This window comes from Daejeonella sp. (assembly GCF_036405355.1).
Taxonomy (GTDB): domain Bacteria; phylum Bacteroidota; class Bacteroidia; order Sphingobacteriales; family Sphingobacteriaceae; genus Daejeonella.
In genome coordinates, this window is the sequence record NZ_DASWXT010000052.1 from 18,513 (window position 1) to 42,831 (window position 24,319).

The window sequence follows — 24,319 nt, forward strand, 5'->3', positions numbered from 1 at the left end:
ATTATACTAAAGCTTGTTTTACAGCCTCCTCATTCGAAACCAGTCCGTTTTTACGAATGATCTCACGGGCTAAATTAAGGTAATTGATTGCTCCTTTACAATTTGCATCGTGCATAATAACCGAGATACCATAACTTGGGGCCTCACTTAAGCGGGTATTCCGTTGAATGATTGTGTCAAAGACCAGATCCTGGAAATGAGTCTTCACTTCTTCAACAACCTGATTTGACAGTCTCAGTCTGACATCATACATAGTCAGCAATATACCTTCAATCTGAAGATTCGGATTTAACCGACTCTGAACAATCTTTATAGTGTTCAGCAATTTACCCAGACCTTCAAGTGCAAAGTACTCACACTGAACAGGAATAATTACTGAATCTGCTGCTGTAAGAGCATTGATTGTGATCAGGCCCAAAGAGGGAGAGCAGTCAATGATAATGAAATCATAATTATCACGGATCTTATCCAGAACCGCTTTCATCTTATATTCCCTGTTTGTTAAATTGATCATCTCAATTTCTGCACCTACCAGATCAATATGGGCAGGAAGCAGATCAAGGTTTGGAGTGTCCGTATTTTGAATAGCCTCTAAAGGATCTATCTCATTAATTATACACTCGTATATACTGGCCTTAATCGTACGCGGGTCAAAACCTATTCCTGATGTTGAATTTGCCTGTGGATCTGCATCAACCAAAAGGGTACGGTACTCAAGAACAGCCAAACTCGCTGCAAGATTTATGGCGGAAGTAGTTTTTCCAACGCCCCCTTTTTGATTTGCTAATGCGATAATTTTGCTCATTTTAAAAAAATAATTACAAATACGTGATATTAAAAAGTCTAAACAATAAATTCTAAGCGGTTCAAAACACTACTTTTGACTGATTAAATAGGATTTTTTAATAAATTCTAAGATACAAACTTAAAACTAATTACACCGCGGGGCGATTTTCGTTTTGCACATCTTATCCACAAAATGACGACAATAATTTCCGGCACTAATCGTGAGGGAAGCAATACTCTGAAACTCGCCGAATATTATCACCGGCAATTGTCAGAAAGAGGTTTCGACTCAGAAATTCTCTCGCTCTGTGAACTTCCCGGCGACCTTATCAAGTCAGACCTTTATGGGAAACGCAGCGAAGCCTTTCAAAGTATTCAGGAAAAAATTTCTGCAAGCAGCAAATTCATTTTCGTAATCCCTGAGTATAATGGAAGCTTCCCCGGAGTCTTAAAAACTTTTATTGATGCCTGTTCCTTTCCGGAAAGCTTTTTTGGAAAAAAGGCGGCGCTGGTCGGACTCTCAAGCGGCAAATACGGTAATATTCGGGGTATAGACCATTTTACAGGAATCTGCCATTATATCAATATGCATGTCTTGCCATTACGCATACATATTCCTAACATCAGGAAAGAATTTGATGAAAACGGGAACCTTTTTAATGAAGATACAGTGAAATTTACCAATCAGCAGATTGAACGATTTATAGAATTTTAAAGGCTAACGCAGACAGGGTTTAAGAAACGCTGACAGGGTTTTGAATCCTGTCAGCGTTGCATGAACCTAATCCATCCTTCTCCTTCATACCCAAAAATAAACTGCTTCGGGTTAATGATCTCAGCCATGATCTCAATGCTATCAGTTATCCTCGGCCCTGATCTGTTAAAATATTGATTCCCATCAGCTATATAAATTCTATTATCCTGAATGGCCTTTAATTCTCTCCATCCCGGCAGTTCCAGCATAATATTAATCTCTTTTAAGGTTCTCTCCACCGAAAATCCGCAAGGCATCAGTACGATGATATCGGGATCCTCTTTCTGAATATCCTCAAAACTAACATATCCCGAATGCTTTCCTTTCTCAGTCAGCACCGGAATACCACCAGCAATCTCAATGATTTCAGGTGTCCAGTTTCCGGCGATCATCAGGGGTGAAAGCCATTCTATACAGGCTACTTTAGGCTTCTCAGTGATGAATTTGAGTTTATGACGAATAATATCATTACGTTCTTCCGATAATTCAAGTAAATCTTTTCCTGCTGCTCCCACACCAAGCTGATCTGCAAGGTTTCGGATATCCCGGTAAATATCAGATAATTCATGTGGCTCCAGAGAAATGACCTGACAGCCTTTTTCAAGCAGGTCATTCATCGCAAACTCCACATCTTTAAGGCTCACAGCACAAACTTCACATTGGGCCTGGGTAATAATAACATCGGGCGCCAGACTTTTTATCAGTTCTTTGTCAACAGTATAAATTGAAAGTGAATCAGAGAGTATTTCTTTCACTTGTCTGTCTATTTCTGCACTATTGGAGCCAGGAAGGAATTTTGCTGAAGAACATACCGGCAGATTCTTGACACTTTCAGGATAATCACATTCATGAGAACGGCCAACCAGCTGCTGCTCCAAACCCAGCGCACAAATAATTTCTGTGGCTGCCGGCAACAGAGAAATAATTTTTCTATCCTGCATCTCTTTTCATTTTTGGCAAATGTACAATTATTAAAAAAAAATGCCCCGGTCCTGAGACCGGGGCATTAATATAATTCTATGATCTGATTGAGATTATTGAGTTCCGTTATTTTGCTCTCCCTGTTTAAGATCATCATTCGTTACACCACGTTTTTTTCGTGGAGCCTGCATTGATAATTTTCCAAACCGATAGCTGAAACTTGTTCCGAAAGAGCGGAATGGAACAGAAAAATTACTGTTTTGAACAAAATCTGCTCCGGTAATATTCTGACGGAAATTCTTATTCTCATTGAATGGATCAATGATTGTCAAACCGATACTTCCTTTCTTCTTCATAATCTCTTTCTTCAAACCGAGATTCCACATATTGAAAGATGGATTTTTACCCTGTGAAGTACGGCGCGGAGAATTGGTAATCAGGAATGTCTCGAAAGTAAGTCCCTTTGGAAAAACATAAGAACCCATCAGGAAGGCATTATAAATCAACTGTGTATTTGTATTGGTCACTGTAAACCCGCTGTTGGCGTTGATATCATATGTAAACACATTGAAATTGCCTCTTAAAGTCAGCGGTTTGACAGGATTTATCTGTCCGAAGAAATTAAACCCAACCGAATTATTGCTTCCAACGTTTCTGAAAGTAGTTCTTGAACCGGTTGCTGGATTTCCGGTGGCCGGATCAGTAACCGAAACAGGTATCACAAAGCTTTCTATGATATCATTGGTGCGGCGGTAATAAACTGAAGCATTCAGTACTGAGGTTTTGACAAACATAGAATAATTGAACTCAATGTTATGTGAAAGTTCAGGCTTCAGTGCCGGGTTTCCCTGCGACTGATTGAAAATATCTGCACTGTTCAGGAATGGATTCAGATAAAACAAACTTGGTCTTTGCAAACGCTGGTTATAACTTAATTTAACCGTTGAAAAATTCTTGAATGTTCTTGAAACGACAAAACTTGGAACCAGATTAGAATAACTGCTGCTGAAAGGAGACGCCGCCGCACCAACCGATCTGGCATCACCCTTGATCTCTGTACCTTCATACCGCGCACCTGCCCTGATACCGAATTTCTTAGCCAGGATAAATGCAAAAGTTGCATATGCCGAGTATACATCCTGATTATAATCATAGATATAGGTACGGGCCGAGATTGGTGTGAATGTGCTGGTTGTTGAATTAAAATTGCGGGTTTGGTTATCACTCACAATATCCCTCAGAATACCCTTCAGTCCTGTTTCGAAAGTAACTTTCTTAAAAGGATGGGTATAATCCAGCTGAATCGTATTTTCTGTATTATCAGCATTATTATCACCGTATTCATCAATAACTGTATTTGAAAAATCGGTGGTATAATCACTATTCTGATTACTGTTTGTAAACTGATAAGCTAAGGAGATTTGCTGATCCTTCTTCTTAAACTTGTGAAGATAGTCACTACTCCAGTCAATACCATTCATTTTCATCTGGTTATCACTCAAACGGGTGAAATTATTCATTATCCCATTGAAACTATTCTGGTTCAGATTACTGCCGTTAGCACTATTACTGAATCCATTCAAACGTACATTTGAACTGATCGAATTGAAACTATTGAAATCGTAATCAGCTCCGATTGAACCATTCATTGCCAAACGGTCTGTTTTACTCTGACCCGCCTGGCTGATAATTTGTGTACCTGCCGTATTGGTACGGTTAAATGAGATATTAGAGGTCTGAGGCCAGGAGTAGAATCCTCCTCCATTAGCAGTTAAAGCTAAACGGCCTGTTTTTGCGTTCAGATTAACATTTCCACTGTTCTGCCTTGTTCCTACGCCTCCGTTTACTGAGCCGCTTACCCCAGCCAGATTATTCTTTTTTGTGATGATATTGATAATCCCCGAGGTTCCTTCCGCATCATATTTTGCAGATGGTGAAGTAATTACCTCAACATTCTTGATCTGATCAGCCGGTATCGCCTTCAGTGCATCAGCCATATTATTGGCCATAGAACCCGATGGCTTACCGTTGATAAGTACCCTGACATTCTGGCTCCCTCTCAGGGAAACATTTCCCTCAAAATCGACTGAAAGCAAAGGCACTTTACGAAGCACATCGGTTGCATTTCCTCCAGCTATGGCCACATCCTGTTCTGCATTGTAAACCAGCTTGTCGATTTTATTTTCAACAATCGGTGTAGTACCTGTAACCACAACTTCATTTAGCATGGTCTTATTTGGCGCAAGCATAATACGGCCCAGATTTAAATCCGGTTTGGCCAGGGTAGTCCTTACTGAATCAATAACCTTTGTCTGATAACCCAGAAAAGCAATGGTTACGCGGTAAACTCCTGCAGAAATATTCTCTATTTTGAAAGAACCCTTCTCGTCTGTTAATGCACCGTTGGTTGATTTTGTAGAACCTGCCCGTCCTAAAGCAACGGTAGCATAGTCAATTGGGGTAAGCGAAACAGAGTCGAGAATAACACCCGAAATTCTGCCTGTTACAGCGGGAGCCGCTGCCCCACCCATTCCCTGTGCATAAACTCCGGAGATCCCGGAAAGTAATAATAGTATCGTAAATAAACGTTTCATTTAATTGGTTTTGGAATTAGTCGCGAAAGTACACCTAATGTTACAGGAACATATGTGAGAATTGTTTTGATTAAGTAAAATCTGAGATACAAAAGAAATTTACGGCATGAGGCTGCCAGAAATATTTCTCTGTAAAGAAGTGGCATTTAAAAATCAACCATGATAGAGCAGGTTAAAACCGCATCTCCATCATGGTTGTTAAAACTCATATAACAAGATTAATTATTTTCCCCTTCACGAAAATAACTTTCTTTGGAATCTTGCCATCAAGATATTTTTTCAAATCTTCATTGGCAAGTATAAGTTCTTCAACCTCTGCCTGTGAAAAGCTCAGTGAGATATTGAGGTTCATCCGGGTTTTACCATTTACTGAAACCGGATAAGAGAATTCATTCTCAACCAGGTATTCAGGATTGAACTGGGGGTAAGCAGCAACAGATAAGGTCCCGGCAGTATTACCCAGCAAACTCCATAACTCTTCGGTTATATGGGGTGCATAAGGAGCAAGTACGACCACCAGTTCCTGAAGGATCTTCCTTTTATTGCATTTCAGATCAGTCAGTTCATTCACACAGATCATGAAGCTGGATACGGAGGTATTAAATGAAAAGCGTTCTATATCCTCCTCTACCTTGCGAATGATCTTATGTAGCGCTTTGTATTCGGCTTTTGATGGTTCCTCATCAGAAACTTTAAAATTAAACTCATCATCATGGAAAAGCTTCCAGAATTTACGAAGGAATTTAAAAACACCCTCAATTCCGTTTGTGTTCCACGGCTTACTTTGTTCCAGCGGACCAAGGAACATTTCATACATTCTCAGGGTATCGGCTCCAAAACGTTCAATGATATCATCCGGGCTAACCACGTTGAACTTGGATTTAGACATCTTTTCGACCTCAACACCGCAGATATACTTTCCGTTTTCAAGAATGAACTCGGCATTGGCAAACTCAGGCCTGAATGCTTTGAATTTTTCAAGATCCAGAATCTCATTCACTACAATGTTCACATCCACGTGAAGTGCTGAGGTAGTGTATTGAGATTTTAACCCGTTTGAAACGAATTTATTCGTTCCGCGACCTTCTTCATCAATAATGCGGTAAACAAAATTAGACCGTCCCTGAATCATCCCCTGGTTGATCAGCTTCTTGAAAGGCTCCTCTTCAACCACATAGCCAAGATCTTTCAAAAATTTATTCCAGAAGCGGCTGTAAAGTAAGTGTCCGGTTGCATGTTCTGAACCGCCAATATATAAATCAACATCCTTCCAGTAAGAGATCGCTTCAGCCGGAGCAAATACATCCTGCTTACGATCCTCCTGCGAGGCCATATAGCGGTACCAGTACCAGCTCGAACCTGCCCAACCAGGCATAGTGCTCAGCTCATATTCAAGTTCATCTTTATATTTCCAGTTCTCTGCTCTTCCCAATGGCGGTTCACCGCTTTCTGTCGGCAGGTATTTATCAACTTCCGGTAAAACCAACGGAAGATCTTCTCTGTCGATCAGGTAAGGGAGTCCTTCTTTGAAATAAACGGGTACAGGTTCTCCCCAATAACGCTGGCGACCAAATATCGCATCGCGGAGGCGGTAATTTACCTTGGCTTTACCTGCACCTAATTCTTCAAGCTTCGCAATCAGGGTATTAGTTGCTTCTTTATATTTCAATCCGTTGATTATTCCTGAATTAATATAATGACCTTCCTTAGTTGGATCAGCCTCTTTGTCAAGATTAGTCTGTGCATCGGATATTGCAACTATTGGCAATCCAAATTTAGTAGCAAACAGCCAGTCGCGCTGATCACCTGAAGGCACCGCCATTACCGCGCCGGTTCCATATCCTGCCAATACATAATCAGCGATCCAAATCGGAATTGGCTCATTTGTTATGGGATGTTTTGCATAGCTGCCTGTAAATGCACCTGATACAGTTTTTGTATCGGCCATACGATCAAGCTCGGTTTTCTTTTTAGTCTGATCTATATAATTTTGGATTTCCATTTCCTGTTCAGGAGTGGTTAATCCGGCAACGAATTCATGTTCAGGCGCAAGTACCAGGAAGGTTGTTCCATAAATGGTGTCAACACGGGTTGTAAATACTTCTATCGCGTTACCTGAGTTAAGCGGAAATTTCACAAGAGCACCTACACTCTTTCCAATCCAGTTACGCTGCATTTCCTTTAAAGGATCCGGCCAGTCAATTCCATCGAGGCCCTGCAGCAAACGATCAGCATAAGCAGTGATACGCATACTCCATTGCATCATTTTCTTCTGCTCAACAGGATATCCCCCACGTTCAGAATAACCATCTTTCACCTCATCATTAGCTAAAACAGTCCCCAAGGCAGGGCACCAGTTCACTGTACTTTCACGGAGATAAGTAAGACGATACTTCAGAAGCTCAGTTTGTTTTTCTGTATCAGGCATTCCCTTCCACTCGTCTGCAGAAAAGGTGCTGACATCGTCATCACATACAGCTTTTAAACCTGTAGTACCTGAATTTTCGAATCTTCGGATCAGTTCATCAATGCTTTCTGCCTTATCACTTTCAAGGTTATACCATGAATTAAAAAGCTGCATAAAGATCCACTGGGTCCATTTATAATAATCCGGATCGCTGGTACGAACCTCACGACTCCAGTCAAACGAAAAACCAAGATTATCAAGCTGTTCCCGATAGCGGTTTATATTTGTTTCTGTTGTAATTGCAGGATGTTGTCCGGTTTGAATAGCATATTGCTCTGCAGGTAAACCAAAGGAATCATATCCCATTGGGTGCAAAACATTAAAGCCTTTTAAACGTTTGTATCTCGCAAAGATATCGGAGGCAATATATCCGAGGGGGTGCCCTACATGCAATCCCGCACCCGATGGGTATGGAAACATATCCAAAACATAATATTTTGGCTTTGCAGAACTATTATCGACTTTAAAAGTCTGATTTTCGGCCCAGAATTTTTGCCACCTCTTCTCTATATCTCTGAATTGATAATCCATTGTTAAAACTGATAAGCTGCGAAAATACTAAAATCTACGATTTTTTGAACCAGAAGCTGCCTATAAAACCTCAATTAACTTGCATAAAGGCCTTCTCATAAAATTTTAACAAAGTTTAACTTCAAATCAGGGCATTTCAGCGCTTATTATTTAGGTTTATGAACTGAATTCTTTATTTTCGCATCATATCATTTCGCTCATGGAAGAATTTGAAAAAAGTACATCATCCGGAAAAACTAAAACTATTTATGTTTCTACTGTGATCAGTATTGCTTTAGTTCTGTTAATGACAGGACTGCTTGGCCTGATTCTGGTACATGCGAAAAACCTCTCAAAATATGTCAAGGAGAATATCGTACTCAATATTATTGTTAACGATGGTGCCAAAGAAGTAGACATTACTGCATTACAAAAACAATTGGATGCAAATCCTTATGTCTTAAAAACCCAGTATGTAAGCAAAGAACTTGCTGCCAGAAATTTAACTAAAGATCTTGGGGAAGATTTTGTTGACTTCCTTGGTTATAATCCGTTATTATCCTCAATAGATTTGTATATGAAGGCTGATTATGCGAATAATGAGAGCATTGAAGCTTTTACAGCCCAATTGAGCAAAAACCCACTGGTGAAGGAAGTAATTTATCAGAAGTCGCTGATAGACATGGTCAATCAGAATATCAGGGGAATTGGCCTGGTTATTTTAGCCTTTGCAACAATCCTGCTGATCATAGCCGTTGCACTGATCAATAATACAATCCGGCTTGCTATCTATTCACAACGCTTTCTGATTAAGAGTATGCAACTTGTAGGCGCAACTCAAAACTTTATCCGTAAACCTTTCCTTACATATGGAATTCTTCACGGATTATTCGCCGGACTTATTGCAGTAATTCTCTTATTGCTTACACTATATTTAGCGCAGCAGCAGGTACCCGAAATGATTATTCTGCGTAACTGGTTTGAATTTGGAATTGTTTTCCTGGCTGTTATCGGGATTGGTATTCTGATCTCAGGACTCAGTACCTACTTTGCAGTGAGCAAGTTTCTCCGTTTAAAAATTTACGAACTTTATAGATAATGGCACAGAAAAACACCCCTATTAAGGAAAGCCCGCAAGAGGGTTTTGTGTTCGGTAAGAACAATTACAGATTAATGTTACTCAGTATCATTGTCGTAGTATTTGGCTTTATGCTTATGATCGGAGATACTGATATTTATGAATTCAGAAAGATTATTCTTGCCCCAATTGTTGTTCTTGCAGGCTTTGCCATCGGTTTTATTGCAATTCTTAAAAAATAATGACCGTATATCAGGCAATTCTACTGGCTGTTATTGAAGGCCTGACAGAATTTTTACCGGTTTCCTCCACAGGCCATATGATCCTTGGATCTTCTCTGATGGGTATTCAGTCAGACAATTTTGTTAAGTTATTTACTGTAGCAATTCAGCTTGGTGCGATACTTTCGGTTATAGTACTTTACTTCAAGCGATTCTTCCAGACCATTGGATTTTATTTTAAACTGCTCGTCGCATTCCTTCCAGCCGTGTTTTTCGGATTATTACTCAGTGATAAAATCGATCAACTGCTTGAAAGTCCTTTGGGTGTAGCTATTGCCTTACTTATTGGTGGTATTGTTTTGCTTTTTGTAGATAATTGGTTCAAAAATGGTAACATCGATAATACCGATGATATCAGCTATGCAACAGCATTTAAGATCGGATTATTTCAATGTATTTCGATGATTCCCGGAGTTTCAAGATCTGCATCAACAATCGTAGGTGGAATGTCCCAGAAATTATCCCGAAAAGCCGCTGCTGAGTTTTCATTCTTTCTGGCGGTACCAACTATGTTTGGTGCAACTGCAAAGAAACTGTTTGACTTCTATCAGGATGGATTTGTGATCAGTCAGGAACAGGTAAACTTATTGCTTATCGGTAATATTGTTGCTTTTATAGTAGCCATGCTGGCTATCCGATATTTCATAACTTTTCTGCAAACCAGGGGATTCAGGATCTTCGGTTGGTACCGCATCATTGTAGGCGGTATTATTTTGATCCTGCTTCTTTCAGGCTATGATCTTCAAGTGATCTGATGAGCGAAAAAACAGATAAAATATTCCCGGACTTCAATTTTGCTGAAGGCGAATTACTTCTCATTAACAAGCCCTATAAATGGACCAGTTTTGATGTTGTAGGCAAGATTCGCAATTCATTTAAACCCTTAAAGTTAAAAGTTGGCCATGCTGGCACGCTTGATCCTCTTGCAACCGGATTACTGATCATCTGTACCGGTAAGATGACCAAGAAGATTGACGAATTTCAGGCTCAACAAAAGGAATATACAGGAACAATGATCCTTGGAGCAAACACTCCTTCCTACGACCTTGAAACTGAAATCGACGAAACTTTCGATATCAGCCAGCTTAACGAAGAAAAGATCAGGGCAAATACCCAACAATTTACCGGTGAATTGGATCAATACCCCCCAGCCCATTCGGCAGTGAAAGTAGATGGGGAACGACTTTATATGAAAGCCCGGCGAGGAGAAACTGTAGAATTAAAAACTCGTAAAGTCAGTATCAGCCAATTCGAGATTACAAGAATTGAGCTACCAGAAGTCGATTTCAGGGTAATTTGCAGTAAAGGAACTTATATCCGTTCTCTGGTGCATGATTTTGGGAGATCCCTGAATAATGCAGCACACTTAAAATCGCTTCGACGCACTAAAAGCGGAGAATATGATGTCGAAAATTCATTTGAAGTAATGGAGCTGGTTAACCATATCAGGCAGCTTAAAGAACAGACTAAGTTAAAATAATAATTATTCTTAGTTTTGCCCTCTCTCCCAAAAGATGAAGATTTACAATCACATTGACGAATTCAAAAAAATCCATAATGCCGTAGTTACTATCGGCACTTTTGACGGGGTGCATATAGGGCATCAGAAGATCATCAGCCGTTTACAGGAAGTCGCAAAGAAGAGTGGAGGGGAAACAGTAATTCTGACCTTCTTCCCGCATCCACGGATGATTCTTCATCCAGACGACCTTAACATTAAACTGATCAGTACAATGGATGAAAAAGCTGAAAAGCTTGAAGCACTGGGAATAGACCATCTGATCATCACTCCTTTTACGCGGGATTTTTCAAACCTTACACCACAGGAGTATATCAAAGAAATACTGGTTGAGAAGATTGGTACCCGGCATATTATTATTGGTTATGACCACCGTTTTGGGAAGGATCGCAAGGGAGGGCTGAAAGAACTTCAATCCTTTGCTTCTGACTTTGGTTTTGATGTTGAAGAAATTCCTGAACAGGACATCAATGATGTAGCGGTAAGTTCAACCAAAATCAGAAATGCTATTTTAAGCGGAGACACTAAAACAGCAAGTGAATTTCTGGGCTATGCCTTTCAACTGACCGGCAAAGTAATTAAAGGCGATCAGTTAGGCCGTGTTCTTGGATTTCCAACTGCAAATTTATTTATTGAAGAGAACTACAAACTTATCCCTTCTGATGGTATTTATGCGGTTAGTATTGAGTTCAATAATGAGGAAACAAATCCAAAAACAGCGATGGGCATGGCTTACATCGGTCACCGGCCAACCATCAATGGAATGAGCCGCAATATCGAGGTAAACATCTTTGATTTCGATGAGGATATCTATGGACAGACTATTCAGATTAATTTTTTGGCTTACCTGCGGGAAGATGAGAAATTCAATTCGCTCGAAGATCTAAGAAAACAACTGACAAAAGACGAAAAAGCAGCCCGAAAAATACTTCTACGATCAGAATAATAATTTATCTTGTCGAAAAAATCGTCTTGGCAAAATTAAATCTTGATAAACAGGAAGCAGAATTTCTTGGGAAGACCATACGTACCTGGGAGACCGAAGGTTTAGTTGACAAGGAAACTGCTGAAAAACTACAATCCACCTATGAGGTCAAAGGATTCGACTGGCGACGACTTGCCCAGTATTCCTTTTGGGTTGCGCTAGCGAGTGGTATGGTTGCAATTGCCTCACTGATTATTGATGATGCAGTACTCAATTGGCTCGAGAAACTTTACGATACTCCTGATATTATTATTAGCATCATTTCTGCTATCCTGGCTTCATTACTCTTTCTTGAAGGCAATAAACGAAAGAAGAAATACCCGGAGCGCGTTTTCAGTAATGAATCCATCATCTTTTTCGGCATTCTATTAACAGCAAGTTCAATTGCTTTCCTTGGAAAAACCTTTGATAACGGGAAAGGACACTTTTCAATTTTATTTCTTTTATCTGTACTCGTTTATGCTGCCCTCGCATGGAAGTTCAGTTCTCGTCTGATCTGGGCATTCGCCCTGGTTTCATTGGGGAGTTGGTTTGGGACTGAAACGGGATATCAAACCGATTGGAGTTTTTATTTTCTTGGGATGAACTATCCTCTGCGCTTTGTACTCTTTGGAATTTCACTGGTGCTTTTCAGCTTCCTGATGCTTCGCTTTAGCGTGCTGAATTTATTCAGGGAACTAACTTATATCATCGGACTCCTTTACCTCTTCATTTCACTATGGTTGCTATCCATATTTGGGAACTTTGGAAGTCTGGAGGACTGGCTGCGAATAAAACAGATCGAACTGTTTTATTGGGGTATAATATCTCTTTTGTTTGCCCTTGCCTTTACTATTTACGGTATTCGCTTCAGGGACCATATCGCCCGCGAATTCGGAATCAGCTTCCTGCTAATCAATCTCTATAGCCGCTACTTCGAATACCTTTGGGATATTACTGACAAAACAATATTCTTTGGAATCATGGCACTTTCCTTCTGGCTCATCGGTCGAAAAGCAGAAAAAATCTGGAATCTGGAGTTTCTAAAGAAATAAAAAAGGCCGTCCACCGGACGGGGACAGCCTTTAACAGATATATATTTGGTTAAGCTTGTTTTGCAAATTGTACATTAATCTGCAGCTTGATTTCATCACCTACAACAATCGCTCCAGCTTCTGTAATACCGTCCCATGTTAATCCAAATTCTTTACGGCTGATCTTACCAGAAACTTCAAACCCTGCTTTATCATTACCATAGAAATCAGTAGCTCTGCCACCATACTCTACGTTTAATTTTACCGGTTTGCTTACATTTTTGACAGTCAGGTCACCAGATAATTCATAATCGTCACCAACTTTTTTAAATGAAGTTGATTTGAATAAAATTTTTGGGAATTGCTCTGCATCGAAAAAATCAGCTGATTTAAGGTGCCCATCACGCTGCTCCTGATTGGTATCAATGCTGTCTACATCCAGTGTAAATTCAATTGCTGCGTCCTGAAAATCTTCATTTTCTGATTCCATGCTACCTGCAAAAGATTTAAATGTACCTGTAACTGTTGAAATTACAAGATGCTTTACCTTAAAATGCACTTCTGAGTGCGTTGGATCTATGATCCATTTAGTTTTTACTGCTGCTTCCATATTTTATATTTTTAGTTTTTTCGAGTTTATTTAACAAAGATAAAATATTAGATGTTTAAACATGTAATTTAAAAGTCATAAGATGAAAAGGGAGTAATAAGTTGTAGGTTCTAAGTAATAAGTTATGAGGATAAAGAAGAAGAAATTTGATCTTTAACTCACAATCAACAAATTAACTCATCGACAAATCTATTTGCTAATTACTTGGCTTTGGGGAATGGGAAATAGGGAATGGGAAGAAGAAATTTGTTCTGTAACTCATATTACAATTGACAAATCGACAAATTCATTTGCTAATTTGCTAATTATAATCTCTGGGAATGGGGAATAGGAAATAGGAAGAAGAAATATATTCTTCAGCTCATATCACAATTGACAAATAGACAACCCGATAGCTATCGGGTCTCTCATCGACAAATCAATTTGCTAATTTGCTAATTCTCTAAACCCGATAGCTATCGGGTTGCTAATTATTTATCTCCAGGGAATAGCTAATCTCCACTCCCCCGGCAACCAGCATATCATGAACAGAACAGTACTTTTTTACCGCAAGCTCTGCGGCTCTTTCTGCTTTGGCAGGATCGATATCCCCTTTCAGGTGAAAAAGTAAGTGGATCTTTGTAAAAATATTAGGGATTTGTTCCCTTCTTTCTGCTTCAGCATCAACCGAAAAATCTTCGATTACTTGTTTTTGCTTTTTAAGAATTGTAACCAGATCCAGAGAACTGCAGGAAGCCAATGCCATAAGCACCATTTCCATAGGTCGTACACCCAGAGCCTGGCCACCAATATCCGGAGAACCATCAATATGTACTTTTACTGTTGAGGAAGGGGCTGTTGCTTCGAAATGAACCGCATCATTTACTCTTTTTAAGGCTACTTTCACTGCTTTCTATTTTTAACAAAGTTAGGAATTTTGCAAGGCATATCCAATCAGCTAAGAGCGGTCAGATATCAGCAATACTTAAATAATTATTCAAGCTGATTACTCATATCTGATAGCCCATAGCCATTAAGATCATTTCATTGCTAACATACATTAATATCCTGCGTTAGCCCGGAACATCAAAGCTCCAACGGTCAGGTTTGTACGCGGATCAATCAGAATTGCACCTCCATTCAGCTTATTATCCTGATAAAGATCAAAAGCAAGGGATTCTGCAGTTTTAAGTATAATACGACCGATATCATTTAACTGAAAAGTATCAGTTTCTATCCTTTCAAGAGTATTTATATTAACCTTATGAAGGATTTCCCTGATCTTACATTTAGTAACCTTACTGTTATGCTGAATCAGGTACATGATAGACGGATCCAGCGGACGAGTATCCATCCAGCACAGATCAGCTTCAATCTCCTGAGAAACCAGTGGCTCATGAGAAGTATTCACCAAAATATCGCCGCGGCCAATATCAATATTATCTTTAAGGTGGAGGGTCACAGACATTCCTGACTGAGCTTCCTCCTGTTCAGTAAAATTAGTTTCAATTTTACTGATCTCAGAACGGATGCCGGATGGAAGAACTGTGATCTTATCATTCACATGAAAACTTCCACTTAAAATACGACCGGCATACCCGCGATAATCATGAAGTTCATCAGTCTGTGGCCTGATTACCCACTGCACAGGCATACGAGCCTGATGTGAAAGCACGGCTTCATTTACCTCGATGGTTTCGAGATGATCAAGCAGGCTTTTCCCATTATACCAGGACATTTTATCTGATTTATTTACAATATTATCTCCCTTCAACGCACTTACCGGAATATAGGTTACCTCCTTCAGACTAAGTTTTTCTGCAATGGCAGCATAAGCCTCCCTTATCGAATTGAAAACATCCTCACTGTAAGCCACCATATCCATCTTATTAATACAGACAACCACGTGTTTAAGCTCAAGAAGGGAAACCAGGAAAGAATGTCTTATTGTTTGTTCTACGACACCATTACGGGCATCCACCAGAATAATCGCCAGATCAGAATTAGATGCTCCGGTAACCATATTACGGGTATACTGAATATGTCCGGGAGTATCAGCTATGATAAACTTCCTTCTGTCTGTCTGAAAATATTTATAGGCCACATCAATAGTTATCCCCTGCTCACGCTCAGCCTTCAAACCATCTGTTAAAATTGCAAGGTCAATTGTCCCGTCATCATTCTTACGGTTCGACTGCTGCAATGCCTCAAGCTGATCGGCGAGGATTGACTCACTATCATAAAGAAGACGGCCAATTAATGTACTCTTTCCGTCGTCAACACTTCCGGCTGTAAAAAATTTTAGTAAATCCATATTAAAAATATCCCCCCTTCTTACGGTCTTCCATAGCAGCCTCGGATACTTTATCGTCCATTCTGGCGCCTCGTTCACTAATTTTTGAAAATTTGATCTCTTCAATAATATCATCGATCTGATCTGCATGTGATTCCACAGCTGCAGTACAGGTCATATCCCCTACCGTTCTGAAACGGACATTCTTACGTTCTATATGATCCTCATGATCCATATTCAGGAACTCTGCTGCAGCCATTAACTGTCCATTTCGGGTAATAACCTCACGTTCATGTGCAAAATAGATCGATGGCAATTCGATTTTTTCCCTGCGGATATAATTCCAGACATCCAGTTCAGTCCAGTTACTGATCGGGAATACCCTGACATTTTCTCCTTTATGGATTCTGCCATTATAAATATTCCATAATTCAGGCCGCTGACGCTTTGGATCCCATTGTCCGAATTCATCACGAACCGAAAATATTCTCTCTTTGGCGCGGGCCTTTTCCTCATCCCTGCGGGCACCCCCAATACAGGCATCAAACTTATTTTCGGCAATGGTGTCAAGCAAAGTGACGGTTTGCAGGGCATTTCTGCTCGCATTTTTCCCTGTCTGTTCAATTACCTTTCCCTGATCAATTGAATCCTGAACATACCCTACAATCAGTTTCTCTCCGATCCTTGAGATCATATTATCACGGTAAGTAATTGTCTCCGGGAAGTTATGTCCGGTATCTATATGCACCAGAGGAAAGGGAAACTTTCCGGGTCTGAATGCCTTTTCGGCAAGTCTGACAAGAGTTATAGAGTCCTTTCCGCCAGAAAATAACAAAGCGGGTTTTTCAAACTGGCCGGCAACCTCCCGCAATATATATATTGCTTCGGCTTCCAGCTGGTCTAAATAAGTTGTGTCCTGTTTATTCATGTTATATTATAAAATCGCATTATGATGCGTAAAAATTTAATTCATCTTGTTCAGGAAGAATGTAAACCACATTCCTTTTTATCCTGATCTTCCCACCACCAGCGACCGGCCCTGAAATCTTCCCCTTCTTTAACCGCCCTGGTACAAGGTGCACATCCAATACTCGGGAAACCCTTGTCGTGCAATGGGTTATAAGGTATATTATTCTCTCGGATGTATGCTTTAACCTGATCCAGTGTCCAATCGAAAATAGGATGGAATTTAAGGATCTGATTTGCTTCATCCCATTCAACAGGATCCATATGCTCCCTGTTCAGCGATTGCTCGGCCCGTATGCCGGTGATCCAGCAGGAATTTCCGGCAAGGGCACGCTTCAAAGGTTCAATCTTCCTTATCCCGCAACATTCTTTACGGTTTTCAACAGATTCATAAAAACTGCTGGGTCCTTTTAAACTAACCAGTTTTTCTACTGCTGCTGTATCGGGATAATATGCATGAATAGGCTTCTCATACATCTCAAGTGTCCGGTTCCAGACATAATAAGTCTCAGGGAATAACCTTCCTGTTTCGAGGGTAAATACTTTAATCGGGAGATTATTCTTAAATATTATGTGCGAAATCACCTGATCTTCCCATCCAAAACTAGTAGAAAAAACCACTTCTCCAGGAAAAGCATTCACCAGATATTCCAGTGATTGTTCAATCCCTAAACCTTTGATCTCCTGAAGTATTTTTTCCGAACTGTTCATTATATTTTAATTTTTCGAGTTATCGAGCGCCTGTGTCAGATCTTCCAGGATATCATCAATATCCTCCAAACCGACAGATATCCTGATACTGCCGGGGAAAATTCCAATCTGTGCACGTTCTGCATCACTTAATTTAGAATGGGTTGTTGAGGCCGGATGGGTCGCAATTGAACGGGTATCTCCAAGATTGGGTGATAACAGAATCATCTTCAATGCATCCATAAACCGTTTCCCTCGCTCAAAACCTCCTTTAACTATAAAGGTAACAATACCTCCACCCTGCTTCATCTGACGTTTTGCCAATTCATATTGCGGGTGGGATGGCAGGTGTGGATATCTGACAACTTCCACTTCAGGATGCTGTTCAAGAGTTTCTGCAACTTTCAATGCATTACTGCAATGCCTGTCCATCCTTACCGGAAGAGTTTCAAGACTTTTTGAAATAGTCCATGCGTTAAAAGCCGACATTGCAGGACCAGTATGGCGGATAAAGAACATCAGCTCTTTCAATAAATCTTTACGGCCAACAACCACACCTCCAAGTACTCGTCCCTGTCCATCCATATATTTGGTCGCCGAATGGCTTACCAGATCAGCTCCGTACTCAATGGGCTTTTGCAGATAAGGTGTCGCAAAACAATTATCCACGTTTAAGATGAAATTATGCTTTTGTTTTAGCTTCCCGAGCCATTCCAGATCAACCAGTTCAAGTCCGGGGTTAGACGGTGTTTCAAGAAATACCATTTTTGTTTCAGGACGCAGAGCTAGCTCAAAATCTTCGGGTTTAGATGCATCAACATAGGTTGTGGTAATTCCCCAGCGAGGCAGTAACTGAGTGAATAACTGATGGGTTGAACCAAATATTGAACGAAACGCAACGATATGATCTCCACTGCGCAGTAAACCTGCTATTGATGCAAATACAGCCGCCATTCCGGATGAAAAAGCCAATCCGGCCTCAGCACCTTCAAAATCACGCACTTTGTCTATGAATTCTGTTGTATTTGGGTTAGAATAACGTGAATAAATATTTCCTTCTACTTCATCAGCAAACATTGCCCTTCCATGCTCTGCATTATCGAACACAAAACTCGAGGTCAGATAGAGCGGCACTGAATGCTCTTTGTTTTGGGTACGTGCTGCCTGGGTTCGTATGAGCTTGGATTTTTCTTTCATTGTTCTATAGGATTTCGGCAAAAATACTTAATTAAATAAAATTAATCAGGGTGGTGATAATTGTTTTAAGACTCACTACAATAACAATTATACTTACCGCAATCATGATTGCTTTGACCGAAATTTTATTAGACAATCGGGCAGCAATAGGCGATGCAATTGCACTGCCAATAACCAGACCCAAAACAGCATCCCAGTATACATTATTCAGCATCGTAATAAATGTCAGAGAACTCATTAATGCGATGAAAAATCTCGAAAGTTTTACCGTTCCCAGGGCATATCGGGCATTACGTCCCCCAGCAATTAAGGAAGACAAAACAATTGACCCCCATCCACCACCACCAACCGCATCGATAAAACCACCTCCAAAACCCAGAAAACGAATATTCTTAATTTTAGATCCGATTCTTTTACGATTTATCTTAACTGCTTTAAGCAAAATTACCAGTCCGAGAATTAAAGTGTATAAAGAAACAATTGGCTTGGTTATATAACTATAATGTTCAAGGGATGAAAGCAAAACCGCGCCGAGTACTGCGCCGATCACGCCAGGAATAAGCAATAACCAGAATAAACGCATATTCACATTTTTCATCCTGAAATGCATCCAACCGGCAATGCCATTGCTCAGGATCTCTGAAACATGCACTGCGGTACTTGCTGATGCCGGTGGAATACCCATTGACAAAGAGAAAGTTGTGGAAGTAACACCATAGGACATTCCTATTGCTCCGTCGATCATTGCAAAAATAAATCCCGCAATCAGAAAATAATAAAAAGTGGGATGAATACCTTCCACATAATTGCGGAATGCAGGATCATTAAACCAGAAAAGTCCGAAAATCAACAGAATGCTAAAAAAACCTGCCCCCCATATTGCCCAACGCATTCTACGGCTGGCCACCTGCTCAGCTGCTGGAGTGACCAATATTGCAGTTGCCTTGTTCAGTTCTTTAACCTTGTGTGCAAAATCACCATTGAGTGTATTTCTTAAGGCATTCATCTGTTGCAGGGAAAGATCCAGTTCCTCAGGCAGGTTTTCCTGAAATAGTTCTTTAAGTCGTTTGGCAATAGTTGGCGATTTTCCATTCGTTGAAATCCCAATTTTGAGATCGCCCTTTTTTACGATTGAACCCAGGTAAAAATCGCAGAGCTCAGGTTTATCAGCCACGTTAATGAGTAAATTCAGCTCACGTGCCAAGCTTCTGATCTCAGCATTTAAGGTATTATCCCCGGTTGCAAGAATAACAAGATCGTGCCCGATAAGGTCATTTGATTCGAACTTCCTGTGAAAAAGTTTTACTTCAGGATAAGCTGCAACAAAATCCAAAAGTGCTGGCAGAAAGGTGTCAGAAACAATATTGATCTTAGCTTCTGGGCTATTTAATAATACGGCCTGCAATTTTTCAAGTCCGATATTTCCACCTCCAACCAGTAAAACCTTAAGCTGATTAAGCTTAAGGAATACCGGAAAAAGTTCATTTCCCCCCTTTTTAACTTCAATGCTATTCTTGCTCTGAAAGCTCATAGAATGCCTTAATTGGCTGAAATTTTGAATGCAAGCCTACAACCTCACCGAAGATAATTAAAGCCGGAGAGTCAATTTTATGATCCTGAGCAGTTTCATAGATTGTTGCAGCAGTAGCCACAACAACTTTCTCATTTTCCATTGATCCGTTCTGAATAACCGCAGCAGGAAGTCTGCTTTTTCCTTCTGCAATAAATATTTCAGCGATCTCCTTCAATTTTTTAACTCCCATCAGAACGACAATTGTTGCATCTGTTTTAGCCGCGGTGTAAAGGTCTTTTGAAATTTCTCCTGAACTGGTTGTTCCGGTAACTACCCAAAAACTTTCACTTGCACCACGATGAGTAACCGGTATTCCCTGAAGTGCCGGGACAGATATACTGCTTGAAATTCCGGGTACAACTTCTGCTTGAATGCTGTAGGATGCTGCCATTTCCAATTCCTCAAAACCACGTCCGAAAACGAATGGATCTCCGCCTTTCAGACGGACTACATGACCATAATTTAATGCATAATCAATCATCAGTTTATTCACCGCTTCCTGCGAATAGGAATGATCGCCTGAGCGTTTACCGACATACACTTTTATTGCACTTTCAGGGGCAAAATCAAGCAATTCACTATTCACCAGCGCATCATATAATACTACATCTGCAGATTTCAGAATACGCACACCTTTCAGACTGATCAATTCTGCATCACCCGGACCTGCGCCAACCAGAGTAATTCTTGGCTCTTTTACTATTTTTTCTGTAACTATCATGATTGAAGAAGCGCCTCTCTGTTCGCTCTAACTTGTTTAACAAAATTTACTGCGGCTTCCCTATAGGTCCTGGCAAACTCTTCACCCGGCTCATTTTTATTGATCTGTAATACCAGATCCTGGAAACTGCTGTAATTATATAACTCTTTATTTTCTCCGTAATTTGCGTCAAAATCGCGCAATATGCCGATCTGGCTATTACAATTTACACCTTTATCAAGCAGCAATGCTTTAGCAGCGCTGATAAATACACTATAAGTATGGGAAATGGCATCAGCATAAGCCCCTGCTGCAAACGACTCATCAGCCCATGACATCTTTTCATCTGTTTCCAGTAAAAGTGTCGCAACAAGGTCTATCATTACACCCGCACATTCTCCTACTCCGATGGCAGTATGATAAGTTTCAATATGCCCCCAATCAACAAATTCCTCAGGAACAAGTGTATTAAGGTCAGCAATCGGCTTCAGCATTTGATAGAAGTAATCCTTTCCCTGACGATCATAATACTCGTGGAAGCTTTCCTCCTCTTCTGAATTGCCTTCATAATTATCAAGCACCGCACGTAAAACAGCAGTTGCTCTTTTTGACGGCACTTTAATAACCTTATCAGCAACCCTTCCAAGGCCATTCCCAACCGTTCCGCCGCCCAGTAATACCTGAACTGATGGAAGAACTTTACCCTGTGCTTTTAAAGAGGCCCCATGAAAGCCAATATGAGCTAAACCATGTTGCCCGCACGAATTCATACATCCGCTTATCTTTATATTAATCTCACGATTATAGATAAGATGGTGGTACTCGGTTTTAATCATTTCCCCAAGCACCCTGGCCAGCTCCATGCTATTGGAGATCCCCAGATTACAAGTATCTGTACCCGGGCAAGTTGTAACATCAGAAACGCTATCGAAACCGGGGTCAGCCATTCCAAGCTTATTGAGGTTATTGAAAAGCAATGGTAAAGCTTCCTTACGGACGAACTTTAATAATAAGCCCTGATTTTGGGTAATCCTGATCTCATCGGCAACCAGATCCTTAACAGCAGCAACAAATTCCCTTGTTTTATCTGAAGGTATATCTCCTACCGGGACTTTAATATACACCCCATAAAAACCTGCCTGTCTTTGTTCAAACACATTTGTCTGTATCCATTCATCATATTGCACCTGGTTATCCGGCTGAATACCTGAAAAGTCTCCTGGTTCAGGAATATTAGGCAGTGGAATTGTATCCCGGTTAACAACGAAGCTTTTTGATTTGTTGGCAGTTCTCTCTTCTTCAATTAAACGAATGATATTTTCTAATCCCTCTTTCTGAATAAGGAATTTAAATCTGGCTTTGTTTCTATTATTCCTTTCTCCGTATCTGTCAAATACGCGAAGTACTGATTCGGCATAAGGAATCATCTGATCCTCAGGAAGAAACTCATGCACTACAAATCCAAGCATTGGCTGAGCGCCAAGGCTGCCTCCCAGCATAACCTTAAAGCCCCGCTGCTCTTCACCATCTATAACTTTAACTTTTGGAACAAAGCCTATATCATGAATATATGTAAAAGCAGTATCCTCATCACTTGATGAAAAGGCCATTTTAAATTTCCTGCCCATCTCCTGACAGATTGGGTTTCTTAAGAAATACTCGAAAGTAGCCTGGGCGTAGGGTGATACATCAAAAGGCTCTTTAGGGTCAATGCCAGCTGTTGGTGAAGCCGTCACGTTTCTAACTGTGTTTCCACATGCCTCCCGTGTAGTAATGCTATCTTCTGAAAGTTTTGCCCAAAGTTCCGGTGTTTTATCCAGGCTAACAAAATGGATCTGTATATCCTGACGGGTAGTTAAATGCAGGTTACTGCTCGCGTACTCATCCGAGATATCAGCTATACGCAGCAATTGTTTAAACGTAACCTTTCCAAAAGGTAACTTAATACGAATCATTTGAACGCCTGGCTGCCGTTGTCCGTAGATCCCCCTTGCAAGACGAAGGCTCCTGAATTTATCTTCATGGATCTCACCATCGCGATAGGCTCTGATCTTCTTTTCAAGATATATAATATCTCTTTCGACAATAGGATTTTCTAATTCTGTTCTAAAACTTTGCATATATCAAGCCAATTATTATAAAAAAACCCCTTCCATTTATGCTGAAGAGGTTTATGTATATTATTTATTCTATATCTATCTTCTTCGCAATTTATAAATGCCCATATAACAACAATTCATTGTTATTTCATTACCAGGACATCCTAAATCTTTCATAAGGCAAATATAATACAAAGCATATAGATTTAGTAGACTTTTGTGAAAAAAAAATTATTGCGTGTAATTTTCTATTAAATTCTTCTCCCTGCTAATCACATCAGCAATACTTGTTTCGCTTAAAATCTTGACTGTAGCATCCCTCACATCTACAAAAACATCTCTTACTCCGCAGGTTACTTCATTATCACATTCATCGCATTTCTGGTAAAAATTCAGGCTGACACAGGGAAGAAGGGCAACGGGTCCACCTGTAAGACGCAAGATTTGAACTACTGAAATCTCTGCAGGATCTTTTACAAGGCCATATCCACCGCCCGAACCTTTTTTACTGTATAAGAGGCCGGCATTCCTGAGATCTAGAAGAATTTGCTCCAGAAACTTCTTAGGAATATGCTCCTCAGAGGCAATTTTAGAAATTTGAATAGGTACACCGCCAAAATTCTTCCCCAAAACTACGAGGGCTTTTAAAGCATAACGGGTCTTTTTAGAAAGCATAAATTTTGAAGGTTCTTTTGGTCATGCAAATAAACACAATTTCTTTTTTAATTCATCTCCAAATTCTGCCATGATTTAGAGCTTGAACATGATCAAGTTACGAAATAAGTTTTAAGATGCGAGAAATGATGTCTGTGATACGAGATATGAAAGTCTTGTCCTTAGTCCTTAGTCCTTGATCCTGGTTCTTGGTTCTTGATTCTTGGCTCTAATCAATCGTTATTCTTTATAATTCTGCTAACTCTCAAAAGTAAAAAAACAGAAATTATAGAAAGCAAGACAACTACGTAAACAAGTGTGTCATAATGTTCAAGGGGACTTAATTTATCATTCTGAACAACAATCATCCCGCCCAGGGCTGCGGCAATACCACCGGCGATCTGCTGAAGGGATGAATTTATTCCCATAAATGCTCCACGGTCCTTTTTTTGAGGCAAGGCTGAGGTGAGTGCAATGGAAGGAACCATCCGGCTCATGAAGCCCACCTGCAGACCAAGGTTCATGACCAGGACAATCCAGAATGAAACAGGTCCGAGATTCGCATAAATGGTGATTACAACGACCAGAATCATTGATGCGATGGTAAACAGATGAAATTTATCGAAACGATCACTTAATTTCCCAACTAT

22 protein-coding genes are annotated in these 24,319 nt (G+C 40.2%); 7 read left to right on the plus strand and 15 right to left on the minus strand.

Annotated features, from left to right (window positions below):
- Nucleotide 1: 1 nt before the first annotated feature.
- Complete coding sequence (locus VGE44_RS06485; protein WP_324485899.1) at nucleotides 2-805, minus strand: ParA family protein; 804 nt, start codon at nucleotides 803-805, stop codon at nucleotides 2-4.
- A 174-nt stretch (nucleotides 806-979) separates the two neighbouring features.
- Here VGE44_RS06485 and VGE44_RS06490 point away from each other — a divergent pair, with 174 nt between their 5' ends.
- Entirely contained in the window at nucleotides 980-1,501 is a 522-nt protein-coding gene (locus tag VGE44_RS06490; RefSeq protein WP_331077136.1) for an NAD(P)H-dependent oxidoreductase, read from the plus strand.
- Nucleotides 1,502-1,551: 50 nt separating this feature from the next.
- Here the strand turns inward: VGE44_RS06490 and VGE44_RS06495 are convergent, their stop codons facing one another.
- From VGE44_RS06495 to leuS, 3 genes are all read right to left on the minus strand, one after another.
- On the minus strand, nucleotides 1,552-2,481 hold the full coding sequence (locus VGE44_RS06495) for a cobalamin-binding protein (RefSeq protein WP_331077138.1): 930 nt from the start codon (nucleotides 2,479-2,481) through the stop codon (nucleotides 1,552-1,554).
- Nucleotides 2,482-2,574: 93 nt separating this feature from the next.
- Complete coding sequence (locus VGE44_RS06500) at nucleotides 2,575-5,055, minus strand: TonB-dependent receptor domain-containing protein (protein ID WP_331077140.1); 2,481 nt, start codon at nucleotides 5,053-5,055, stop codon at nucleotides 2,575-2,577.
- Between the two features lie 205 nt (nucleotides 5,056-5,260).
- A complete protein-coding gene (leuS, locus tag VGE44_RS06505) occupies nucleotides 5,261-8,053 on the minus strand; it encodes a leucine--tRNA ligase (RefSeq protein ID WP_331077143.1) in 2,793 nt (930 codons plus the stop codon).
- 199 nt (nucleotides 8,054-8,252) lie between these two features.
- Between leuS and VGE44_RS06510 the strand changes: the two genes are divergently transcribed.
- The 6 genes from VGE44_RS06510 to VGE44_RS06535 are packed head-to-tail and all read left to right on the plus strand — an operon-like array spanning nucleotide 8,253 to nucleotide 12,929.
- Nucleotides 8,253-9,131 (plus strand): cell division protein FtsX, encoded by an 879-nt coding sequence (locus VGE44_RS06510; protein ID WP_324485905.1) that lies wholly within the window; start codon nucleotides 8,253-8,255, stop codon nucleotides 9,129-9,131.
- Entirely contained in the window at nucleotides 9,131-9,352 is a 222-nt protein-coding gene (locus VGE44_RS06515) for a DUF3098 domain-containing protein (protein WP_331077146.1), read from the plus strand. Before VGE44_RS06510 ends, VGE44_RS06515 begins: the two co-directional genes overlap by 1 nt.
- Nucleotides 9,352-10,146: an undecaprenyl-diphosphate phosphatase gene (locus tag VGE44_RS06520; RefSeq protein ID WP_331077148.1), complete on the plus strand. Its 795-nt coding sequence runs from the start codon at nucleotides 9,352-9,354 to the stop codon at nucleotides 10,144-10,146. The genes VGE44_RS06515 and VGE44_RS06520 overlap by 1 nt, the downstream gene beginning before the upstream one ends.
- Nucleotides 10,146-10,871: a tRNA pseudouridine(55) synthase TruB gene (gene truB, locus VGE44_RS06525; RefSeq protein WP_331077150.1), complete on the plus strand. Its 726-nt coding sequence runs from the start codon at nucleotides 10,146-10,148 to the stop codon at nucleotides 10,869-10,871. The genes VGE44_RS06520 and truB overlap by 1 nt, the downstream gene beginning before the upstream one ends.
- A 34-nt stretch (nucleotides 10,872-10,905) precedes the next feature.
- The gene (locus VGE44_RS06530) at nucleotides 10,906-11,856 is read left to right on the plus strand and encodes a bifunctional riboflavin kinase/FAD synthetase (protein ID WP_331077152.1); all 951 of its coding nucleotides are present in this window, start codon (nucleotides 10,906-10,908) and stop codon (nucleotides 11,854-11,856) included.
- Nucleotides 11,857-11,882: 26 nt separating this feature from the next.
- Nucleotides 11,883-12,929 carry a DUF2157 domain-containing protein gene (locus VGE44_RS06535; RefSeq protein WP_331077154.1) on the plus strand — a complete coding sequence of 349 codons (1,047 nt, stop codon included), beginning with the start codon at nucleotides 11,883-11,885 and terminating at the stop codon, nucleotides 12,927-12,929.
- Nucleotides 12,930-12,978: 49 nt separating this feature from the next.
- Here the strand turns inward: VGE44_RS06535 and VGE44_RS06540 are convergent, their stop codons facing one another.
- From VGE44_RS06540 to VGE44_RS06590, 11 genes are all read right to left on the minus strand, one after another.
- Nucleotides 12,979-13,518: a YceI family protein gene (locus VGE44_RS06540; protein WP_331077156.1), complete on the minus strand. Its 540-nt coding sequence runs from the start codon at nucleotides 13,516-13,518 to the stop codon at nucleotides 12,979-12,981.
- Nucleotides 13,519-13,984: 466 nt separating this feature from the next.
- Nucleotides 13,985-14,404 (minus strand): OsmC family protein, encoded by a 420-nt coding sequence (locus tag VGE44_RS06545; RefSeq protein WP_331077158.1) that lies wholly within the window; start codon nucleotides 14,402-14,404, stop codon nucleotides 13,985-13,987.
- 153 nt (nucleotides 14,405-14,557) lie between these two features.
- Entirely contained in the window at nucleotides 14,558-15,811 is a 1,254-nt protein-coding gene (locus VGE44_RS06550; RefSeq protein WP_331077160.1) for a sulfate adenylyltransferase subunit 1, read from the minus strand.
- A 1-nt stretch (nucleotide 15,812) separates the two neighbouring features.
- The gene (gene cysD / locus VGE44_RS06555; RefSeq protein WP_331077162.1) at nucleotides 15,813-16,718 is read right to left on the minus strand and encodes a sulfate adenylyltransferase subunit CysD; all 906 of its coding nucleotides are present in this window, start codon (nucleotides 16,716-16,718) and stop codon (nucleotides 15,813-15,815) included.
- 50 nt (nucleotides 16,719-16,768) lie between these two features.
- Nucleotides 16,769-17,467 carry a phosphoadenylyl-sulfate reductase gene (locus tag VGE44_RS06560; RefSeq protein ID WP_331077164.1) on the minus strand — a complete coding sequence of 233 codons (699 nt, stop codon included), beginning with the start codon at nucleotides 17,465-17,467 and terminating at the stop codon, nucleotides 16,769-16,771.
- A gap of 6 nt (nucleotides 17,468-17,473) precedes the next feature.
- Nucleotides 17,474-18,643: a trans-sulfuration enzyme family protein gene (locus tag VGE44_RS06565; RefSeq protein WP_331077166.1), complete on the minus strand. Its 1,170-nt coding sequence runs from the start codon at nucleotides 18,641-18,643 to the stop codon at nucleotides 17,474-17,476.
- 31 nt (nucleotides 18,644-18,674) lie between these two features.
- On the minus strand, nucleotides 18,675-20,174 hold the full coding sequence (locus VGE44_RS06570) for a TSUP family transporter (protein WP_331077168.1): 1,500 nt from the start codon (nucleotides 20,172-20,174) through the stop codon (nucleotides 18,675-18,677).
- Nucleotides 20,152-20,937: a uroporphyrinogen-III C-methyltransferase gene (cobA, locus tag VGE44_RS06575; protein WP_331077170.1), complete on the minus strand. Its 786-nt coding sequence runs from the start codon at nucleotides 20,935-20,937 to the stop codon at nucleotides 20,152-20,154. The genes VGE44_RS06570 and cobA overlap by 23 nt, the downstream gene beginning before the upstream one ends.
- Nucleotides 20,934-23,036, minus strand: coding sequence for a nitrite/sulfite reductase (locus VGE44_RS06580; protein ID WP_331077172.1), 2,103 nt, complete (start codon nucleotides 23,034-23,036; stop codon nucleotides 20,934-20,936). The genes cobA and VGE44_RS06580 overlap by 4 nt, the downstream gene beginning before the upstream one ends.
- Nucleotides 23,037-23,246: 210 nt before the next feature.
- Nucleotides 23,247-23,690, minus strand: coding sequence for an Rrf2 family transcriptional regulator (locus tag VGE44_RS06585; RefSeq protein ID WP_331077174.1), 444 nt, complete (start codon nucleotides 23,688-23,690; stop codon nucleotides 23,247-23,249).
- A gap of 212 nt (nucleotides 23,691-23,902) precedes the next feature.
- Nucleotides 23,903-24,319 (minus strand): MFS transporter (locus VGE44_RS06590; protein ID WP_331077176.1); only part of this gene is annotated, 417 nt, incomplete at its 5' end.